20 protein-coding genes are annotated in these 21,709 nt (G+C 32.8%); 14 read left to right on the plus strand and 6 right to left on the minus strand.

The window, feature by feature from the left end:
• Position 1 precedes the first annotated feature (1 nt).
• The 9 genes from B4N66_RS15100 to B4N66_RS15140 all read left to right on the plus strand — a co-directional run bounded on the left by B4N66_RS15100 (position 2) and on the right by B4N66_RS15140 (position 7,435).
• Entirely contained in the window at positions 2-2,107 is a 2,106-nt protein-coding gene (locus B4N66_RS15100; protein ID WP_291095885.1) for a gliding motility protein RemB, read from the plus strand.
• Between the two features lie 87 nt (positions 2,108-2,194).
• Entirely contained in the window at positions 2,195-3,112 is a 918-nt protein-coding gene (gene cyoE, locus B4N66_RS15105; RefSeq protein ID WP_291095933.1) for a heme o synthase, read from the plus strand.
• Positions 3,113-3,114: 2 nt separating this feature from the next.
• The gene (locus B4N66_RS15110; RefSeq protein ID WP_291095887.1) at positions 3,115-3,693 is read left to right on the plus strand and encodes a cytochrome c oxidase subunit 3; all 579 of its coding nucleotides are present in this window, start codon (positions 3,115-3,117) and stop codon (positions 3,691-3,693) included.
• A 46-nt stretch (positions 3,694-3,739) separates the two neighbouring features.
• Entirely contained in the window at positions 3,740-4,753 is a 1,014-nt protein-coding gene (locus B4N66_RS15115; RefSeq protein ID WP_291095889.1) for a cytochrome c oxidase subunit 3, read from the plus strand.
• Positions 4,754-4,774: 21 nt separating this feature from the next.
• Entirely contained in the window at positions 4,775-5,215 is a 441-nt protein-coding gene (locus tag B4N66_RS15120) for a cytochrome C oxidase subunit IV family protein (protein WP_291095891.1), read from the plus strand.
• 75 nt (positions 5,216-5,290) lie between these two features.
• Positions 5,291-5,944, plus strand: coding sequence for a hypothetical protein (locus B4N66_RS15125; protein ID WP_291095893.1), 654 nt, complete (start codon positions 5,291-5,293; stop codon positions 5,942-5,944).
• 4 nt (positions 5,945-5,948) lie between these two features.
• Positions 5,949-6,638, plus strand: coding sequence for an SCO family protein (locus B4N66_RS15130; protein ID WP_291095895.1), 690 nt, complete (start codon positions 5,949-5,951; stop codon positions 6,636-6,638).
• 1 nt (position 6,639) lies between these two features.
• Positions 6,640-7,200, plus strand: coding sequence for a DUF420 domain-containing protein (locus B4N66_RS15135; protein WP_291095896.1), 561 nt, complete (start codon positions 6,640-6,642; stop codon positions 7,198-7,200).
• A complete protein-coding gene (locus B4N66_RS15140) occupies positions 7,190-7,435 on the plus strand; it encodes a hypothetical protein (RefSeq protein ID WP_291095898.1) in 246 nt (81 codons plus the stop codon). The genes B4N66_RS15135 and B4N66_RS15140 overlap by 11 nt, the downstream gene beginning before the upstream one ends.
• Here the strand turns inward: B4N66_RS15140 and B4N66_RS15145 are convergent, their stop codons facing one another.
• Positions 7,436-8,845, minus strand: a complete 1,410-nt coding sequence (locus tag B4N66_RS15145; RefSeq protein ID WP_291095900.1) for a DUF4403 family protein — start codon at positions 8,843-8,845, stop codon at positions 7,436-7,438.
• 153 nt (positions 8,846-8,998) lie between these two features.
• On the opposite strand from B4N66_RS15145, the gene B4N66_RS15150 reads away from it, so the two are divergent.
• From B4N66_RS15150 to tsaB, 3 genes are all read left to right on the plus strand, one after another.
• Positions 8,999-10,444: a TolC family protein gene (locus B4N66_RS15150; protein WP_291095902.1), complete on the plus strand. Its 1,446-nt coding sequence runs from the start codon at positions 8,999-9,001 to the stop codon at positions 10,442-10,444.
• A gap of 2 nt (positions 10,445-10,446) precedes the next feature.
• Positions 10,447-11,757, plus strand: coding sequence for an efflux RND transporter periplasmic adaptor subunit (locus tag B4N66_RS15155; RefSeq protein WP_291095904.1), 1,311 nt, complete (start codon positions 10,447-10,449; stop codon positions 11,755-11,757).
• Between the two features lie 87 nt (positions 11,758-11,844).
• Positions 11,845-12,501 carry a tRNA (adenosine(37)-N6)-threonylcarbamoyltransferase complex dimerization subunit type 1 TsaB gene (tsaB, locus tag B4N66_RS15160; protein ID WP_291095906.1) on the plus strand — a complete coding sequence of 219 codons (657 nt, stop codon included), beginning with the start codon at positions 11,845-11,847 and terminating at the stop codon, positions 12,499-12,501.
• Here tsaB and B4N66_RS15165 read toward each other — a convergent pair.
• The 4 genes from B4N66_RS15165 to B4N66_RS15180 all read right to left on the minus strand — a co-directional run bounded on the left by B4N66_RS15165 (position 12,488) and on the right by B4N66_RS15180 (position 16,281).
• Positions 12,488-13,339 (minus strand): mechanosensitive ion channel family protein, encoded by an 852-nt coding sequence (locus B4N66_RS15165; protein ID WP_291095908.1) that lies wholly within the window; start codon positions 13,337-13,339, stop codon positions 12,488-12,490. The genes tsaB and B4N66_RS15165 overlap by 14 nt on opposite strands.
• Positions 13,340-13,424: 85 nt before the next feature.
• A complete protein-coding gene (locus tag B4N66_RS15170; RefSeq protein WP_291095910.1) occupies positions 13,425-13,955 on the minus strand; it encodes a YtxH domain-containing protein in 531 nt (176 codons plus the stop codon).
• Positions 13,956-14,013: 58 nt separating this feature from the next.
• On the minus strand, positions 14,014-16,026 hold the full coding sequence (locus B4N66_RS15175; RefSeq protein WP_291095912.1) for a thioredoxin domain-containing protein: 2,013 nt from the start codon (positions 16,024-16,026) through the stop codon (positions 14,014-14,016).
• Positions 16,027-16,080: 54 nt separating this feature from the next.
• Positions 16,081-16,281, minus strand: a complete 201-nt coding sequence (locus B4N66_RS15180) for a dodecin family protein (protein WP_291095914.1) — start codon at positions 16,279-16,281, stop codon at positions 16,081-16,083.
• 136 nt (positions 16,282-16,417) lie between these two features.
• Between B4N66_RS15180 and B4N66_RS15185 the strand changes: the two genes are divergently transcribed.
• Entirely contained in the window at positions 16,418-18,670 is a 2,253-nt protein-coding gene (locus tag B4N66_RS15185; RefSeq protein WP_291095917.1) for an inorganic phosphate transporter, read from the plus strand.
• 62 nt (positions 18,671-18,732) lie between these two features.
• On the opposite strand, the gene B4N66_RS15190 is transcribed toward B4N66_RS15185, so the two are convergent.
• Positions 18,733-19,632 (minus strand): NifU family protein, encoded by a 900-nt coding sequence (locus B4N66_RS15190; RefSeq protein WP_291095919.1) that lies wholly within the window; start codon positions 19,630-19,632, stop codon positions 18,733-18,735.
• Between the two features lie 131 nt (positions 19,633-19,763).
• On the opposite strand from B4N66_RS15190, the gene B4N66_RS15195 reads away from it, so the two are divergent.
• On the plus strand, positions 19,764-21,709 hold a 1,946-nt coding region (locus B4N66_RS15195), incomplete at its 3' end, for a choice-of-anchor L domain-containing protein (protein WP_291095921.1).

Raw genomic sequence — 21,709 nt, forward strand, 5'->3', positions numbered from 1 at the left:
AATGAAAAATTATATTATTATTTTAGTTGTTGTGTTTTCCAATTTTTTGTGGTCTCAAGACAAAAAAGTAGAACAGTTTCCGGTTTTTCCATCTTGTGAAAATAAATTCAATGAAGAATTAGAGAGCTGTTTTTATGATGAAGTGCAACAAAAGGTTTTCACAAATTTTAAAGTTCCACAAAATGTGATAGACAATAATTTTAAAGGAAATTTTATTGTTTTGTTTGAAGTTAATAGTGAAGGAAAATTCATCATGCAATATTCGGATGCAGCTTATCCTGAACTGAACGAAGAAATTAAGCGTGTTTTTAGTGAAATGGATTCTATTGGTCCACCAACGTATGCAGGAAATCCTACCTATTCAAGATACTCTATTCGTATAAATATACCCTTACAAGATCCGGTTCAGGCAAAGTTAGCAAAAGAAGAAGCTGCTAAAAAAAGTACTACCGAATTCAAAGTCAATAAAAATGAATTGGATGAATACGACAATATCAAATATGAAAAATTTTCGAATCCTCAATTTCAAAGTCATTTAAACATACCTTTTTCCCACAGTAATTATGCTCAGTTTGATGCAGCTTTAAATCAAGTTGGCTCAAATAATCACACGGCTTCAAAACCATATACTTATTCCGAAGTAAATAAATATTATAATTTGGAAGAAGCCAATCAAAAATTAATGAAAAATAAAACCGGTTGGTGGGGAAGAAAATTTTGGAACGAAAATTTAGTGGCCATTCAAGGGAAAGACTATTGGTTTACGATGAATCCGATTTTAGATTTAAGAGTCGGTAAAAGTAGTCCAAGCGAAGCAAGTTATACGTATCATAATACCAGAGGACTTCAAATTCAAGGAGGTTTAGGAAAGCAATTAAATTTTACAACTTCCATTTATGAAAGTCAAGGAAGATTTGCTGATTATTACAACCAATATGCCGAAAGTATTGCTCCTTCGGGTGGAAATCCAGCCGTAATTCCCGGAGTTGGGATTGCTAAAAGATTCAAAGACGATTCGTATGATTTTCCATTATCAGAAGCAAATTTAACCTACACACCAAGTGATTTTATTAACCTTCAATTGGGTTACGGAAGAAATTTTATTGGTGATGGTTATCGTTCGCTTTTAACAAGTGATGGAGCTAGTCCGTATCCATATTTCAAAATCAATACAACTTTTTGGAAGATAAAATATACTAATACATATATGTGGTTAAAGGATATCCGTCCGGAAGTAACTGTCGACGGAACGTATTCAACCAAATACATGGCCAATCATTATTTAAGTTGGAATGCATCTAAACGATTAAATATCGGTTTTTTTGAATCTGTAATTTGGACAAATACTAACGACAGAGGTTTCGATTTCAGTTTTGTAAATCCAATAATTTTCTACAGAACAGTTGAGTTTAATTCATCTTCCAAAACAGGAAATGCTCTTTTGGGATTAACCGCAAAATATAAATGGAGCAATCAAGTTGGTTTGTATGGTCAATTTTTAATTGATGAATTTTCATTAGCAGATGTGAAAGAAGCTAATCAAAGTTGGAAAAATAAATTTGGCTATCAAGTAGGTGCAAAATATTATAATGCTTTTAATATAGAAAATCTTTTGCTACAAGTAGAATATAACCACATCAGGCCTTATGTTTATTCACACAGCACTCCAATCACAAACTATGGTCACAATAACCAAAGTTTAGGTCATCAATGGGGTGGAAATGCCAGAGAAGTCGTAGCCATTGCCCGTTATTTTAAAGGAAGATGGTTTGGTGATGCAAAATTAACCTACGGTATTCGTGGTTTGGATTTTGACACAGCAGAAAATTCCTTGAATTATGGAGGAAACATTTACAAAGATTATGATGATCAAAGACCTTTTGATACCGGCGTAAGCATTGGTCAAGGTAACAAAACCACAATCATGATTGCCGATTTGCAAGCGGGTTACTTAGTAAATCCTGCTTCAAACCTAAAAGTTTTTGCCAATTTGATTTATAGAAGTTTTGATCCAACACAAAATACGCTAACAACTTTTAAGCAGGATACCACTTGGTTTTCTGTTGGATTGAGAGCCGATTTATTTAATTGGTATTTTGATTATTAATTTAACACCAATTTTCTAATTTGTTCAATTCTTTTTAAAGTTTCTAATTTGTATCTTTGCCGAAGTTTAAAAACAATGAAACAAGTCTTGAACGCTACCCACAATTCGTTTACAATTCAATCTCTTTATTTTGATTTCAAGCAAATCACTAAAGCCGGGTTGTCTATTAGCGTTGTTTTTTCTTCAATAGCAGGTTACTTTTTAGGTATTTTAGATATTTCAACCTTCAGTTGGATTACTCTATTAATGCTTTCCGTTGGTGGATATTGCATGGTTGGAGCTTCTAATGCGTTTAATCAAATCATTGAAAAAGATTTAGACAGTTTGATGGAAAGAACCAAAAACCGACCAATTGTTGCGGGAAGAATGTCGGTAAACTCAGCATTTATTTTGGCTACGGTTCTAACCCTAATTGGATTGATAATTTTATATCTGATAAACCCTAAAACAGCGATGTTTGGGGCGATTTCAATATTTTTATATACCAGTGTTTATACGCCTTTAAAAACCCTTACGCCACTTTCCGTTTTTGTGGGAGCCATTCCGGGAGCTATTCCTTTTATGTTGGGATGGGTAGCCGCAACCGATGATTTTAGCTTAGAAGCAGGAACCTTATTTTTAATTCAATTCTTTTGGCAATTCCCTCATTTCTGGGCAATTGGTTGGTTTTTGTATGACGATTACAAAAAAGCAGGTTTTTTTATGCTACCAACCGGAGAAAAAGACAAAGGAACAGCCTTGCAAATTATTTTATATACCATTTGGTTGATTATTGCTTCGTTGTTGCCTGCAATTTTTCCGCACATCGGAATAGTAGGAAGTCGATTATATTTAACGCCGGTTTCAGCAATTGTTGTATTTTTGCTCGGAATTTGGATGTTATACTCCGCATTTGAATTGTATAAAAAACGCGACAGCAAAGCTGCCAGAAAATTAATGTTGATTAGTGTGAGCTATATAACCCTTCTCCAGTTGGTTTATATTGCGGATAAATTTTTACGATAATTATGGAAATGACCGTTCAAGAACACGAAAATAGAAAAGGACAATCGTATAAATTGTTGCTTTGGTTTGCTATGATTAGCATGGTAATGATGTTCGCCGGATTAACCAGTGCATACATCGTGAGTACTTCGAGAAAAGATTGGCTTAAAGATTTTGAGTTGCCTCAAGCATTCATCATCAGTACAATAATTATTATAATTAGTAGCCTAACGTTTCATATGGCATTAACTACAATTAGAAAAAATGATCGAAGCAAAACATCATTATGGCTACTTGTAACACTAGGATTGGGAATTTTGTTTGTAATCTTCCAATTTATAGGATTTGGTCAAATCATCGAAAAAGGATATTTTTTTACTGGGAGCGAAAGTACAGTAAACACTTCTTTTCTATACATCATAGCAATTTTGCATATGGCTCACCTTTTTGGAGGGCTAATAGCACTTTTAATTATAATTTATAATCATTTTAAACAAAAATACAATTCAACCCAAACCCTTGGAATTGAGCTAGGTGCGATGTTTTGGCATTTTCTTGATATATTATGGATTTTGTTGTTTTTATTTTTCTATTTTTACTAATAGAAAAAAAATGTAAATTTGGGAACTTTTTAACTAATAACTAAATATGGGAGCGACAGTTACTACAACTGAAGAAAAAATCTGGGACGGCGGAAACGAGCCAATGGGAGCTAGCTATGGCAAAATGATGATGTGGTTTTTCATTTTATCAGATGCTTTAACCTTTACAGGATTCTTGGCAGCTTATGGCTTTTCTCGATACAAATTTGCCGATAGTTGGCCAATTGCCGATGAAGTGTTTAATCACTTTCCTTTTTTGCACGGTCATGATTTGCCAATGCTTTATGTGGCGTTAATGACTTTTATCTTGATCTTTTCATCTGTAACGATGGTTCTTGCCGTTGATGCAGGTCATCACATGAAAAAATCGAAAGTAGCTTTTTATATGTTTTTAACCGTTATTGGCGGATTGATTTTCGTTGGATCACAAGCTTGGGAATGGAAAAACTTTATCAAAGGTGAATATGGTGCAATTGAAACAAAAGGCGGAAGTATTATCCAATTTGTTGATGCAGAAGGAAAACGATACAAAGTATCAGATTTAGCTGTTACTTTGCCAAAAGATCGTGTGCAACACGAACGTAAAAACGGTATTTGGTTTACAAGTGAAGCTAGTTTGCCGGATTATTCTGTTGCAGAAGTAGTAGAAGGTTTTAAAGCCAACCCAAACATTTATGTTAGAACACAAGAAGCCTATTTTGATAAAAATGATAAAAAAGGAGTTCATCCAACTTTAAATAAAGAAAAGCATAAAACCATTTTAACAAGAGAAGAATCATTAGCTCGTTTAAACGATGCGGTTCATGTTGTTCAAGGAGCAAGTTTGGTTAGAAATGAATATGGAAGCAAACAGTTTGCTAATTTCTTCTTCTTTATTACAGGTTTCCACGGATTCCACGTGTTTTCAGGAGTGGTAATCAACTTTATCATTTTCTTAAATGTTATTTTAGGAACATATGAAAAGAGAAGAAGCTATGAAATGGTTGAAAAAGTTGGATTATATTGGCACTTTGTAGATTTAGTGTGGGTATTTGTATTTACCTTCTTCTACTTAGTATAATTTTAAAAAAGCATTATAAAAATGGCACACGAACATAACTTAGCAATTTTTAGAGGAAGACTTAAATTTAAGTCGAATGAACAAAAAATTTGGGGTGTACTGATTTTACTTTCTATCATTACAGCAATAGAAGTAGTATTAGGTATCTACAAACCAGCCGGTTTAATGACTCCTTGGATCACTCCTTTTGAAGGTGGTTTAGGAGCGACCTTAATCAACATTATTTTGTCTCCTTTAGTCTTTTTGATTCCCTTGAACTTAATTTTCTTAGTTTTAACTATTGTAAAAGCTTATTACATTACTTGGGATTTCATGCACATGAGAGATGAAAAAGCAAGTTTAAGAAGAGCTGTAGTTTGGACATTTATATTCCTTGCTCTATATATTGCTTTAATCTTTTTGTTGGAAGGTGATTATGTTTATGAGATTTATAAAACTTCCTTTATTAAATGGAATTTTTAACACGATATTAGTTAAATAAAAAGGTACGCTTTGCGTACCTTTTTTTATTTTTGCACTAAATAAAATGCAATTGAAATGAAAAAGAATATAGTTCTGTTTTCTTTGTTTATACTTCCCATCGTAGCTTATCTTTTCTTTGCTTCCGGAGTGCATAATTTTACTCATTTACCAACCGTTACAAAATCGATTCCGGACTTAAATAATTGGAAAAATAAATATGGAGAGCAATTTTCATTAAATGATAAAATAACTGTTTTGGTTTTTCCTGGAACAGAAATTTTATATAATAAAGGAGATGCTTTTAACCTGAACCAAAAGATATATGAAAAGGTAATGGGTTTCAAAGATTTTCAATTAATTTGTATCGCTCCGATAGGAACTGAAGAACAAACAATTGAATTAAAAGAAGAATTAGGCCGAATTTCTGATATGTCTAAATGGAATTATGTTTTTGCTTCTCCTGAAGAAATTAAAACCTATTATGATAAATTAAATTTAATCGCTCAGTTAGATGAAAATTTAAGAACTCCAAATGTTTTTATCATCGATAAAGAGAGAAATTTAAGAGGGAGAAAAGGAAAGAATAAAAAAGGAGAGCCGGAATACAAAGAAGGTTATAACTCTATTTCAGCGGCAGATTTGCACAATGAGATGGGCGATGATATCAAAATTATTTTAGCAGAGTACCGCTTGGCATTAAAGAAAAACAGTGCCGAAAGAAAAAAATAACAGCATGAAAAATAAATCATACATCGGAATATCGTTTATTATATTGGTTTTTGGAATTATTTTTATCCCCAAAATCATCAATAGAATTAAAAATGATGATGTTACCAAAATAGATCGCCTGAATACGCCGGGACAAAGTGAAACATCGGAAGATTTATTGATAAAAATTGGCAAAGCTCCAAAATTCAGCCTAACAAATCAAAACGGTGAAACCATTACTAATAAAAATTATGAAGGTAAAGTCTATTTGGTTGAATTCTTTTTCTCAACCTGTCCAACTATTTGCCCGATTATGAATAAAAACATGGTGGAATTACAAAATCATTTTGAAAAAAATCAAAACGATTTCGGAATTGTTTCTATCACAATTAATCCGGCTCACGATACATCCGAAGTTTTAAAAGAGCATGCTGAACATTTAGGTGTTAAAAATCCAAATTGGAACTTTTTAACTGGTGATAAAGAGTATATTTATGACTTGGCTAACAAAGGTTTTAGTATTTTTGCCGGAGAAAACAAAGAGAGTGATGGTGGTTTTGAACATTCCGGATTATTTGCTCTAATTGATAAAAACGGCAACATTAGAAGTCGTAAAGACGATTTTGGAAATCCGATTGTATATTATGATGGAATTGAAGCAACCGGAATTCAATCCCTAAAACAAGATATCAAAGTACTTTTAGAAGAAAAATAACATGGAACAAAGTAATTTAGACGAAAAGTATTCGATTGAAAAGAAATTCAATGCATTAATTATTACTCTTTCAATCGCTGTTCCGGTGATAGTGGCAATTTTATTTAAGGTAAAATTAAAAGATTACGGAATAGATGTTAAGCCATTAACATTTTTACCTCCAATTTATGCATTCATCAACGGGATTACCGCTATGTTATTGATTTTGGGTGTTTACGCGATTAAAAATGGTAACAAAAAAATGCATCAAAACTTGATGCAAAGTGCAATTGCTTGTTCTGTTGTTTTTTTAGTGATGTATGTGGCCTATCATATGACTACCGATAGCACACCTTTTGGTGGAGTTGGAGCAATTCGTTATGTTTATTTCTTTATTCTTATTTCGCACATTTTACTTTCGATTGCTGTAATTCCGTTGGTTTTGATAACCTACGTTAAAGCCTTGGCAGAACGATTTGATAAACACAAAAAAATCGCTAAAATTACTTTCCCAATTTGGTTATATGTAGCAGTCACCGGCGTGATTGTCTATTTAATGATTGCACCGTATTATGTTTACTAAATTTTTAAAATATTCAATAGTTGCTATCATTTTCCTTGTCGGATTTTCATCTTCTGCTCAATGTGCCATGTGCCGAGCAGCATTGGAAAGCGAAGGAGATAGTTCTAAAGCCGAAGCCGTTAACGACGGAATTGTCTATCTCATGGCTTTTCCTTACATCATGGTTGCCATTGTTTTTTATGTGGTTTATCGAATGAAATTTAAGAAGAAACCTGCATCAGAAATAACTTCCTGATTATTCAATCCCATCAATTTTTACATCCACTTGACCGCTTCCTTTTATAAAAGCTAAGATGGCTTTGTTGGTTAATTGAATTTTTTGAAACTCAAAGTCATCCAACTTTCCATTTACAAAAACACCTTTCATTGGCGAGTAGTTTTGAAGATATTGCATCACATTTGCTTTTCCTTCATCCAAATTAGGTTTGATAGAATAACGACAACTTTCCTGAATTTTACGTAAAACATACCCTTGAGCCAACCAATTTGCAGAACGAACTAAGAAACTTTTTGTATTTAAAACATAATCTAATTGGTCAAAATAAATTTCCTTAGTTTCTTCATTATATTGAGGAAAACCTGCTAAATATACTGTTCCATTTATACTTCCAAGCATGTCCAAAGCGATTATCATTTTGCCGTTTTTATGCCAAAGATCTACTTTTGTGACTTTTACTTTTTGCTTTCCATCTCCAAACTCTTGGTCTTTGAAATTCTGAGTCATTATTCTGGAAGCATCTGCATAGGTTGAAACTGCAATAATGTTGGCAGAAATATGATCCGGCATTTTGGCAACGGGTTTCAACACAATTTTATTTTTATCAAATTTTTTCTCGGGAGTTTTTCCAACAATTGTCTCCATCGAACATTTTAAACCCATTTCTAATTTGATTTCTTTTTTTTGTAAAATTGCATCGGTAGCATACAATTCTATCGGAACAATTCTGAGCCAACTGGCATATTGTTCACTCATTTCAAAAGGAGTTGCTATTTGGTCTAACGCATCCAAAACTTGTGGTTTAAAATCCAAGGATTCTTTGATAGCATCGTCTATACTTTTTTCAATTTTCGATTTAAAAAGCCGCACAGCAGGATTGATGAGATAAGTAATCGGAATATTTTTTCCGGCAATCACCACAGAAGGACTTTCTGTCCAGTCCAACGATTTAATCTTTGTGTTTGTTTTAAGCTGCCAATTCGTCAAACCAACATCACTAATTAACGTGACAACGCCATTGAGGTTAAATTCTTTGGTGTCATAAAGACTAATTCCCATTTTTTCAAAACCATAACGGTATTTTCCATTCACTTTTAATGGTAAAGTGGTTTTTATTTTGGTAATATTTCCCTCTTTTTCCATTTCAATTTTAATGGGAGCTTGTTTCCAAACTTTTAATTCTAAATCATCATCTTTTAAAATAGAATCGGTGTAAATCAACCCATTTAATAATTTGTTGGTTTGATTTTCAATATCCTTAAGTTGAATAGTAACAGGAAGATTAATAAACGAAGTCGTTGTTTCATATTCAACCGGATCCGCATTATCAGGTTCTGGTTTGATAAGGTCTAACTTTTTTGCAGTAGAACAAGACGATAAAATAACAACTATAATAAAAAGTACAACGGGAATTAAAAGATATTTCATTGTTTCAAATTTCATTTGAGAGTGTAAATGTAATTTATTTTCAGATTTTTTCATTTTGTTGTAACACAAAAATAATTTATGCGTCCTATGGGTATAAAATTCTAATGAATTAAATTTGTATTCTATATGCAGCAACTATTTCAAAAATTTCTAATGAAAAGTTCGACAATAAAAAAAGTAGTTTGGTTTTGGATAATTTTATTCGGAGTTACATCCTATTCTCAATCAAAAAAGTGGACATTAGAAGAGTGTGTGAACCATGCTATGGAAAACAATATCTCGATTAAAAACACAGCACTCGATAAAGAGTTAGCAGACATTGACCGCAGTTCAGCAATAGGAAGTTTTCTGCCCTCTGCTAATGCAACGGCTTCTCACTCTTGGAATATTGGTTTAAACCAGAATATTACAACAGGTTTATTAGAAAATCAAACGACGCAGTTTACTTCTGCCGGCTTTAATGTTGGCGTTGATATTTATAACGGTCTTCAAAATCAATACCGACTTAGAAGAGCAACTTTATCACAAATAGCCAGTCAATATCAATTAACAAAAATGCAAGAAGATATTGCTTTGAATGTAGCGAATGCCTTTTTACAGATTTTGTTCAACAAAGAAAATTTAAAAGTTCAAAATGAACAATTGCTCAATAATCAACGACAAATGGAACGTTCTGAGCAGTTGTTAGAGGCAGGAGTTATTCCAAGAGGAGATTTAATGGACATTAAGGCTACTGTTGCAACTAGTCAACAAATGGTTATTAATGCAGAAAATTTATTATTAATCTCTAAACTTAGTCTTGCTCAACTTTTACAATTAGAAGATTTTAAAGATTTTGATATCATCGACAGAGAGTACGAAGCTACCGAAAGTCCATTATTACTTCAAACTCCGGAAGCAATTTATCAAAAAGCAAAAGAAACAAGAACAGAACTAAAAATAGCTCAGACTAATTTAGAAATTGCTGAAAAAGATGTTTCTATCGCAAGAGGAGCTTATCAACCAAGATTACAAGGTTTTTATAGTTTTAGCACAAGAGCTTCCAATTTAGATCGTGTAACAGGAATAGAATTGAATCCTTCTAATCCAACTTCGGTAATTGGTGTGGTGGAAGGAACAAATCAAAATGTTTTACAACCTAATTTTAATGCGGTTTTAGGCAGTCCTTCTCCAATTTTTGATCAATTTGATGATAACAAAGGGCAAAATTTCGGTGTTCAGTTAACGATTCCGATTTTTAACGGATTTTCAACTCGAAACAATGTGCAACGTTCAAAAGTAGCTTTGGAAAGAACCAAGATTGCTTATGAGCAAGAAGAGTTAACGTTAGAAAGAAATGTTTATACCGCATTTACAGATGTAAAAGGAGCATTGAAATCATACGAAGCAGCGGTCACAACTGCAGAAGCCAGGCAAGAAGCTTTTAATTACGCCAAAGAACGTTATGATGTTGGTTTGATGAATGCTTTCGATTTCAATCAATCACAAACGTTATTAGTAAATGCACAATCTGAAGTTCTCAGAACCAAATATGACTACATCTTTAGAACCAAAATATTAGAATTTTATTTCGGAATCCCAATTATTCAAAAACCATAATTATGTCAAAAAAAGTAATATATACCTTTTTAGGAATCGCAGTAGGATTGATTATTCTGTTAATTGTATTATCAAAAACAGGTGTAATCGGCAATAAAAACAAAGGAAAAGAAGTTGAAACTGCTGCTGTAAATGAAATGACAATTATTGAAACCGTTTCTGCTACCGGTAAAATTCAACCGGAAACAGAAATTAAAATATCTTCTGAAGTTTCGGGAGAAATCATTGAATTGCCAATCAAAGAAGGTCAATTAGTTAAAAAAGGTGATTTATTAGTTAGAATAAATCCCGATTTATATACGTCCAGTTTGAATCGTTCTGTTGCAGGATTGTCTAACACCAAAGCAGGTCTGAGTCAGGCTGATGCAACATTTAAAGAAGCCCAAGCTAATTATAACAGAAATAAAACTCTTTTTGACAAGGGAATTATTTCTAAATCTGAATGGGATAGAGTAGTGGCTACTTTTGAAGGTGCTCAAGCAGCAAAACAAGCTGCTTATTATGGTGTTCAGAGTGCTGCCGCCACTGTAACCGAAGCAAAAGACAACTTAGGTCGAACAACCATTTATGCACCGGCTGATGGTACTGTATCGTTACTTTCAGTAGAATTAGGTGAACGCGTTTTGGGAACTCAACAAATGACCGGAACTGAGATTTTGCGTGTTGCCAATTTGAATAATATGGAAGTTGAAGTTGATGTAAATGAAAATGATATTGTAAAAGTTAGTGTTGGCGATTCTACCAACATTGAAGTTGATGCCTATTTGAAAAAAGAATTCAAAGGAATTGTTACAAGCATTTCAAATTCTGCCAGCAATGCCGTAACTGCCGATCAGGTTACAAATTTTAAAGTAAAAGTTAGAATTCTAAAGGAATCATACATGGATTTATTGGAAGGGAAGCCCGACAGTTATTCTCCATTTAGACCAGGAATGACCGCAACGGTTGATATTATTACCAAAAGAAAAGAAAAAGTAATAGCTGTGCCAATTAGTGCTGTAGTAATGAAATCGGATACATTGAGCTCAAATAAAGTTGAGGTTAAACCGGAAGAAGGCGATAATACTGAAGCAGTTGTTCAAAAAACCGATAAAAAATTAGAGTGTGTTTTTGTAAAAGACGGCGATAAAGCAAGAATCAGAATTATTAAAACCGGAATTCAAGATGATTCAAACATCGAAGTAATTCAAGGTTTGAAAAAAGGAGATGTAGTAATTGTTGGACCGTATACAACTGTTACTAAAGATTTAAATTCAGGAGATTTAGTCTTTATAAAAACGGAAGAAGAAAAAACCAAGGAAAAGAAAAAATAACTTTGGTTTAAAAAATTGAAAAGGAAAATAGATTAAAAATTTAGTTTCCTTTTTTTATGTCTTATTTTTGCACATTCAATTTCAATTATGGCCTATATACTTAACATAGAAACATCCACAAAAAATTGTTCGGTTGCTTTAGCAAAAGACGGAGAAATGATTGTTTGTAGAGAAATAGCAGAAATGGGTTATTCACATGCAGAAAAGTTGCATGTTTTTATTGAAGAAATTCTATCAGAAGCAAACTTAAAATTTTCAGATTTGAATGCCGTCGCAGTTAGCCAAGGTCCTGGTTCGTATACCGGTTTGCGAATTGGTGTTTCTGCTGCAAAGGGGTTGTGTTATGCATTAGATATTCCTTTAATTGCTGTTGATACTTTGGAAGTTTTAGCTTCTCAAATAGCAATTGAAGAAGGTGTGATTGTTCCGATGATTGATGCGAGACGAATGGAGGTTTATTCAGCTATATTCGATAAAAACCATCAAAAAATTAGAGAGACAAAAGCAGAAATTCTAACCGAAGATTCGTTTTCAGATATAAATCAAACCATTTATTTTATTGGAGATAGTTCTCAAAAAGCGAAAACACTTCTTCAAAAAGATAATTTTGTGTTTGTTGATGATGTTATTTATCCATCCGCAAAACAAATGACTAAAAAAAGCTACACCTTATTTACGAATAATCGCTTTGAAGATGTAGCTTATTTTGAACCTCTTTATTTAAAGGATTTTATGATTTCTTAGGAAGAGCTTCTTTAATATGAATATCGCGTTGAGGAAACGGAATTTCAATACCATTTTCATCAAATTTAAGTTTTATTTGCTCTAAAATATCTGATCGCATAGTAAAGAAATCCTCCAAATTTGCCCATGGTCTTACTGCTAAATTGATTGAACTATCGGCTAAATCACTTACCAAAACTACAGGAGCAGGGTCTTTTAAAACAGAAGGATGATTTTCCATCACTTCCATCGCAATTTGTTTTGCCTTTTTAATATCAGAACCGTAGCTAACACTAATTACCAAATTGGCTCTTCGAGTGGTTGCAAAACTGTAGTTAATAATTGTTCCGTTTGATAAAGCTCCATTGGGAACAAATATAATTTGATTATCAACCGTAGCTAATTGCGTAACAAAAATTTGAATTTGTTTTACTGTTCCCGAAACGCCTTGTGCTTCTATAAAATCGCCCACTTTAAACGGTTTGAACATGATAATTAAAACACCTCCAGCAAAATTAGACAACGAACCCTGTAAAGATAAACCAACCGCAAGTCCGGCAGCACCAATAATCGCTACAAAAGAGGAGTTTTCAACGCCAAGTCTTGATATAACTGTTACAAAAAGTAAAATTTTTAATGTCCAAATTAAAATATCAGCTAAAAATTTTGATAAAGTAGGTTCCATTTCCCGTTTGGTCATAATCCTAACGATTAACTTTTTAATTAATCGAATAGCTGTCCAACCGATAATTAAAATTATAGCGGCTGAGATTAATCTCGGAGAATATTCCATCAAAACTTTGGTGAAATAATCCCAGTATTTTGTTACGTAATCAGTATTTACAACAATTAAATCCATAAAAAAACTCTCAAATCATTTAGTGATTTAAGAGTTGCAAAGGTATGATTTTTATAAGAAATCCTTTTTAAAGAAAACTTAAAATTTAGTCAGCGTTTTCGTCTGCAGGACGTTTAATCTCATCGATTTTTTCTTCCAAATCTTCTGAAACTTCTTCTGCTTTTTCTTCAACAGTTTCAACAACTTCTTCTGTTTTTGCAGTAGCAAATGCAGCAGCTTCAACTGTTTTTTCTTTTACTTCTTCCGAAGTTTCTTCTACTTTTTCAGCAAAATTCGAAGTTGCTTCTTTTGTTTCTTCTTTGGCAGATGAAGTAAATGAACTTACTTTTTCTTTAACATCATCCACGACATTTTCAATTGCATCGCCAGCTTTTTCTGCATATTCTGAAACTGTTTCTTTTGCTTTTTCGGCAAAATCTTCTACTTTTTCTTTTACTTCAGGATAAGACTCCTTTACGTTTTCAACTGCTTTTTCTACATAATCTTCTGCTTTTGCAGCATATTCTGTAGCTTTTTCTTTTGCCTGATCTAAAACAATTTCTGCTTTATCGGCAACTTCTGATGCGGTTTCTTTGGCCGAACCAAACAAATTTTTAAAAAAACTTCCTAGTCCCATTGTGGTTAGTGTTTAAAGTGAGTGTCAAATCTACTGATTTTTGCTAACATTTTTATAATTAGTAATTTAAATCTTTGTAAACTTCAGAAATAGTATTTTTTGGGGCTAAGCAAAGTTTATTTTGACAGAGATAAAAGATCGTTTCGTTTTCTACAAATCGATTTTGTAAAAAGGGTAAATCTGATTTTTTTTTGTTGCCCGCTAGAAGAACCGAAGGAAAATAATTTTGATTGATTTCTTTCAAATGAACCAAACTCGCTTCTCCGCAAATTGCTAATTCCTTCTGATAATCTGAAAAATGCATTGCTGCGATTAACCAATTTGAAAAAGCTGAAGGATAATCAATCGATGGAATGATTTGAGAAACCATTTGACGTGAAATTTCCTCGTAGTGCGAATTATCAAAATAAATACTTAGTTTAAATAAATTACTCGCCATAACTGAATTGGAAGCCGGAATCACATTGTCTTCAATTTCAAAATGATTCGAAATCAACGCTTCATCCAAATCGGACGTAAAACGGAACAATTGTTTTTTCTCATCATAAAAATGATCCAAACAATAATTAGTTAAATTTTTACTGTGTAAAAGCCAATTTTCATCAAAAGTAGCTTCGTAAAGAGAAATAAAACTATCAATTACAAACGCATAATCTTCTAAAAACCCATTGATGGAAGGTTTTTCATTTTTGTAAGTGTGCATCAAATTTCCCTCGGATGACCAAATTTTATTCGCAATAAAATGAGCATTTTTTATAGCTATATTCAAATGATTTTCATCGCCTAACGCTTTAAAACTATCCACAAAACCTTTCAACAAAATGGCATTCCAAGAGGTGATGCATTTGTCATCCAAGCGAGGTTTTAGTCTTTTTTCTCTTGTTTTGTATAGAATTTGTTCCCAATTTTTCTTTTTCAGTCGAAGTTCATCAATTGAGATTTGATTTTTTTCTGAAATTTCATCCAAACTTTCCTTCTGAATCAAAACATAATTTCCGTGTTCCCAATGTCCAAATTCATTTACATTAAAGATTTCGGAAAATAATACGAAATCATCTTGAATTAAATTTTTTAATTCTTCAATCGTCCACACATAAAAAGCACCTTCTTCTAAATGATTCTCAGTTGTTAAACTATCCGCATCCAAAGCGGAAAAAAATGCCCCTTCATCGGTTAACCATTCTTTATCTATGAAAGCGGTAGTTTTTTCAATGATTTTTTTGTAAAGTTCATTTTTTGTCAATTTGTATGCATTCGCATAAAGCGATAAAAGTTGGCCATTGTCGTACGCCATTTTTTCAAAATGAGGAACGTGCCATTTTACATCAACCGAATAGCGTGAAAATCCACCGTCAACTGTGTCAAAAATTCCGCCATAAGCCATTTTTGTTAATGTTAAATCGACATATTCTAATAGTTTTTCATTTTTAGTCAAATAACCATACTGCAACAAAAACTGATAATTTGTCGGCATCATAAATTTTGGAGCACGAGAATAGCCACCAAATTCCCAATCGAAACTTTTTTGCCATTTTGCTAAGAAAGTATCTAAAATAGTGATGTCAAATTCAGTTGATTTTTCTTCAGTTAAACCTAAAGTTTCAATTCCTTCATGCAATTTTTCGGCATATTCAACCAGTTTTTCGGGTTGCGTTTGATATAATTCTTGTAATTGTTCCAAGGTATTAACCCAATCGTTTTTTCTGAAATACGTTCCTCCCCAAACAGGTTTTCCATTCGGAAGACACACCACATTGAGCGGCCAACCACCACGACCGGTCATCAATTGAACGGCTTTCATATAAATGGCATCCACATCTGGTCGTTCTTCGCGATCTACTTTAATATTGACAAAATGTTGGTTCATTGTTTTTGCCACTTCTTCGTCTTCAAAACTTTCGTGTTCCATCACGTGGCACCAATGACAAGCAGAATAACCAATGCTGATTAAAATGAGTTTTTGATTTTCTTTTGCAGACGCTAATGTTTGTGTATTCCAAGCTTTCCAATTCACCGGATTGTTGGCGTGCTGAAGTAAGTAGGGGCTGGTTTCTAATTTTAGTTCATTCATAAGTATAAAAAAAGCGTTCCTTTTGAGAACGCTTAAAATTACGATTTTAATTGATTATTCTAATTCAAAAGTGATTTTTAAATTCACTCTAAACTCTGAAACCTGACCGTCTTTGACAGCTGCACTTTGGTCTTGAACATAAACAGAACGGATGTTTTTTAATGATTTTGCTGCTTGAGCAACTGCTTTGCGTGTAGCATCCTCCCAACTAACTTCTGAGCTGGAAAGGACTTCGATAACTTTTAATATTGCCATAATGATATGATTTAAGAATTAAAGATAATGATTTTTGTTAAATTCTCAAAAAAATACATCTTAAATTGATAACATTCGCTTAACATTAGTTTGAAATAGTTAACGGAATTTTGCACTAAATTATTAACCATTTGTAATGGAACAAATATATGTAGTGATGCTCGTTGTTTTGGGTATCTTGGCTTTATTAGATTTAGTAGTTGGCGTGAGTAATGATGCGGTAAATTTCTTAAATTCGGCTATTGGTTCAAAAGCAGTTTCATTCAAAACAATTATGATTGTTGCGAGTTTAGGAGTTGCTGTTGGAGCTCTTTTTTCTAGTGGAATGATGGAGATTGCCCGAAGCGGTATTTTTATTCCGTCTATGTTTAGTTTTAATGATGTCATGATCATTTTTCTGGCAGTAATGATTACAGACATTCTTTTGTTGGATGTTTTTAATTCGATGGGATTACCAACCTCTACAACGGTTTCCATCATTTTTGAATTATTAGGAGCGGCTGTTTGTTTGGCACTTTATCATATCTATATTTCTGAAGATAGCACGCAAAGTTTAGGTAATTACATCAACACTAAAAAAGCAACTGAAATTGTATCCAGTATATTGCTCTCGGTCTTACTTTCCTTTGGGCTAGGTAGTTTGGTGCAATATTTATCCAGGATAATATTTACTTTTCAATATGAAAAACGATTAAAATATATTGGTTCTTTGTTTGGTGGATTAGCGATTACTGCGATTACTTTTTTCATCTTAATTAAAGGATTAAAAGGAGTTTCTTTTATAAGTAAAGATACTTATGGATGGATTCAAGACAATCAATTGATGATTATCGGAATTAACTTTGTGTTTTTCACATTACTTTCTCAAGTATTAATAAGTGTATTTAAGGTAAATATTCTTCGAATTATTATTGTAATTGGAACATTTGCTTTAGCACTTGCTTTTGCAGGAAATGATTTAGTTAACTTTATTGGTGTGCCAATTGCAGCTTATAATTCCTATGAAATTTTTACTGCTTCTGGACTTTCAGGAGATAAATTGATGATGGGTGATTTGGCTAATGAAAATATAGTAGCACCCTTTTATTTTCTTGCTTTTGCAGGATTAGTTATGGTGATTACGCTTTGGACATCCAAAAAAGCCAGAAGTGTAATTGAAACCGGGGTAAATTTATCCCGTCAAGGTGATGGTGTTGAAAAATTTTCGCCTAATATGTTATCTCGATTTATTGTTAGAAGTGGAGTTTATTTAGGGATGGCAATTAATTATTTTCTACCAAAAGCCATCCAATTAAAAATAGACAAACAATTTGAAAAACCGGAAGTAAAAGGAAAAAAACGAAAAGACGAACCTGCATTTGATATGGTGAGAGCTTCGGTTAATTTAATGATTGCCAGTATTTTAATTTCTCTTGGTACTTCATTAAAATTACCTTTATCAACCACTTATGTAACTTTTATGGTTGCAATGGGAACATCTTTTGCAGATAGAGCATGGGATAGAGAAAGTGCTGTTTATCGAGTAGCAGGCGTTTTTAATGTGATTGGAGGATGGTTTGTAACGGCAATGGTAGCTTTCTTAGGAGCTTTTGTGATGGCTTTTATATTAAAAACAGGTGAGGTTTATGCTTTTATTGGTTTATTGGTTTTATTAGCAATCATTCTTTACAGAAGTTCTAGAAGACATAGTAAAAAGCAAAAAGAAGCAGATGAATTAGTAAAGCTTAAAAGAGAAGATATCGTTACGATTAATGAAATTATCAGTGAAAGTTCTATGCAAATATCTCGGGTAATTGGAGCAACAAATAAAATTTACAGTGATGTTGTTGATAATTTAGGATTACAAGATTTAAATAAATTAAAAGAAAACAAAAAAGCACTTAAAAAACTCGAAAAAGAAGTAGATGAACTAAAAGGCAATGTTTACTATTTCATTAAAAATCTTGACGAAACTTCGGTAGAAGCCAGTAAGTTTTATATCATGATTTTGGGCTATTTGCAAGATATGATTCAGTCGTTGGCATTTATTACTCAAAATAGTTATTCACATATTAACAATAATCACAAGCAATTAAAATTCAATCAAATAAGAGATTTGAAAAGCATTGATACCGATGTTCAAAAATTATTTGATTCAATAGAAACTATTTTTGAAAACAAAAACTTTGATCAATTAGATTTAGTTTTGCGTGAAAAAGCTACTATTTTAAACAATGTTTCTGAGTTAATTCAAAAGCAAATTACACGTATCAGAACCGTAGAAACAAGTCCAAAAAACAGTAAACTTTATTTCGCTTTACTTTTGGAGACAAATGATTTAATTAAAGCTACGATGAATTTATTAGAACTTTTTCAAGAGTTCAATGTTCATGTGAAGAATAAAAAATAGGCACAAAAAAATCCTTGAAATTTAAAACTTCAAGGATTTTTACTTTTAAAGCGTTTTAGTTTTTATCCATTGATGGCTTCCACTTTGATGGCTTCGTCATTCAGCATGTCTTTCAACATGTTTTCAATACCATTTTTTAATGTAAATGTTGAGGAAGGACAACCACTGCAAGCTCCTTGTAAAACAACTTTTACTCGTTTTTCACTCTCGTCATACGAATCAAAAAGAATATTTCCACCATCGGCTTGAACTGCCGGTTTTACATATTCTTCTAAAATGTTGATGATTTGTTGCGAAGTCGTATCAAGCGAATCAAAATTAGAAAGTTCCTGTTTTTCATTTTTTGGAATCGAAACCAATAAACTTTCGTTGATTATTTCATTTCCGTTTTCAACATATTCCTTGATAAAAGTTCTAATTTCGTTTGAAATTTCCTGCCAATCTGCACTGTTATATTTTGTGATGGAAATATAATTTTCATCCATAAAAATTTCTTTAACAAACGGAAATTTAAATAATTCTTTCGCTAAAGCGGAAGGAAAAGCTTCATCAATATTTTTAAATTCAGCGGTCTTTGAAGTCAGTATTTTATTTGCAACAAATTTCAAAACTGACGGATTTGGCGTAGACTCAGCATAAATAGTGACCGGAAGTTTTTTGGTTTCAATAGTCGATTCTTTGATAATTATACCGCCGTTTTTAACAAATTCCTCAATTTGTTCTGCAACAGCATCTTTTACATCATCCCATTGAACAATACTATATCTTTCAATGGCAATAAAATTTCCCGATATAAAAACAGTTTTAACAAACGGTAAATAAAACAACTGCTGAGCTAGTGGACTATCACTAGCTTCATCGATATTCTTGAATTCGTAACCTTTATTTTTTGTAATAAAATCGTCAAATTCAAATTTTATAATAGCCGGATTTTGGGTTTCTTTTATTGATAATTTAGTCATTTGAGCTTTTTTCTGCAAATTTAACAAAGTTATTTTTTGTATTTAGTTATATTTGAACTTTAAATTTTTATTAACACAACTTTATCAAGTGTTTTGACAATCATCGTTGTTGAAACATTTTTTTAATAACTATGAAAAAACAACTACTATTCATTCTTTTTATTTTACCCCTTTGTGTAAGTGCACAATTATTTGTCAATAACACAACATTTACTCCTGCACAATTAGTTCAAAATACGCTATTGGGTAATGGTGTAACTGTCTCAAATATTACATTTAATGGTGCTCCAGCGAATACTGAAAGCCCACAGGTGGGTTATTTTACTACAGGAGTAACTCCTACTAATTTAGGTATATCTTCAGGTGTAATTTTGGCAACAGGAAGTGCTCAATTGGCTTTAGGTCCAAATAACATTGGTTCAGCCTCTCAACCTGTTGTAACTGCTTCCGGAGATGCAGATTTGGCTATTTTAGCAAGTGGGAGCATACAAAACAAAGCAGTTTTAGAATTTGATTTTGTTCCCACAGGAACTACCGTAAGCTTTAATTTTGTTTTTGGCTCAGAAGAATATCCTGAATTTGTTGATTCTTCTTTTAATGATGTGTTTGGATTTTTTCTTAGTGGTCCGGGTATTACAGGCACTTTTACTGGAGGAGCAGCAAATATAGCTTTAGTCCCCAGTACGACTATTCCAATTACAATTAACTCTTTAAACGAAGGATATTCACCTGGCTGTCCTGCTGTTTTACCGGGAGGTGATAATGATCAATATTATGTTAATAATTGTGGTGGTACATCAATTCAATATGACGGATTTACAACTGTTTTAACAGCTTTTGCAAATGTTGAGTGTGGTCAAACCTATCACATCAAACTGGCAATTGCTAATGTAGGTGATAATGGTTATGATTCTGCCGTTTTTCTTCAAGCGAATAGTTTTAATGTTAATCCAATTGATTTAGGTTCTGATTTCGTTGAAGCTGGTGGAACTGCATTATGTGAAGGGGATACTATTGTGCTTGATACAGGTTTAGACCCATCCATTCCTCACCAGTGGTATTTTGGTGCTGATTTAATTGTTGATGAAACGAGTCCTACACTTGTTGTTTCAGAGCCTGGTGACTATACAGTTATTGCTTTTCCTTATGGCCCGGCTTGTCCTATTACTGATACTATTACCATAGAATATTATCCCCCAATACCCGTTGCTGAACCAATTGATTTGGTGAATTGTGCACCTAATAATGTTTATGATTTAACAATTAATACACCAATTGTTTTAAACGGTTTAGATCCTTTTGCATTTGAACTAAATTATGCACTAACACCGGAAGATTTTGATTTTTTTAATTATATTCCAAATCCAACAGCTTATGTAAGTTCAGGATCTGGTGAAATTATATATGTTGGAGTTGTTGATATATTTAGCGGAAGTGAATGTATTAGCATTCAATCATTCGAGCTTATTCAATCTCCTTGTACAGTTGATCCTCAATCACTAGATTTAGTTTTATGTGATGAAGTTACTATTGGTGATGATTTTGAGATTTTCGATTTAACCCAGAATGATTTAATTGCTTTGAACGGTTTGGATGAGATGTTGTACCAAGTTACTTATCACAACACGCAAGCAGATGCCAATACAGGAGATTTTCCAATTTCTCCGGCAGATACTTATAGTGGTACAAATGAAACAATTTATGTTCGGGTTGTAGAAATTGCATTTCCGTCAAATTATGGAACTGATTCGTTTACGTTAACGGTAAATCCTTTACCTTCTATAGCTGATGTAGTTCAAACTATTTGCTCTGAAGGAACATTCTCTGTAACTCCGGTTTCAGGGGGTTCAGATATAGTTCCATTAGGAACCACATATACATGGACAGTTGCAGTAGCTGCTGGAATAACTGGAGCGGTTGACGAAGCGACGCCACAAACAAGTATAAGTCAAACTTTAACCAATGCTACTAATGCACCGATTGATGTAGTATACAGTGTTACGGCCTCCGTAGGAATAGCACCGAATATTTGTATTGATACCTTTGATATTACCGTCACCGTTAACCCCAACCCAAC

It is taken from the genome of Flavobacterium sp. UBA2787 (assembly GCA_002352205.1).
In the GTDB taxonomy this organism is placed as follows: domain Bacteria; phylum Bacteroidota; class Bacteroidia; order Flavobacteriales; family Flavobacteriaceae; genus Flavobacterium.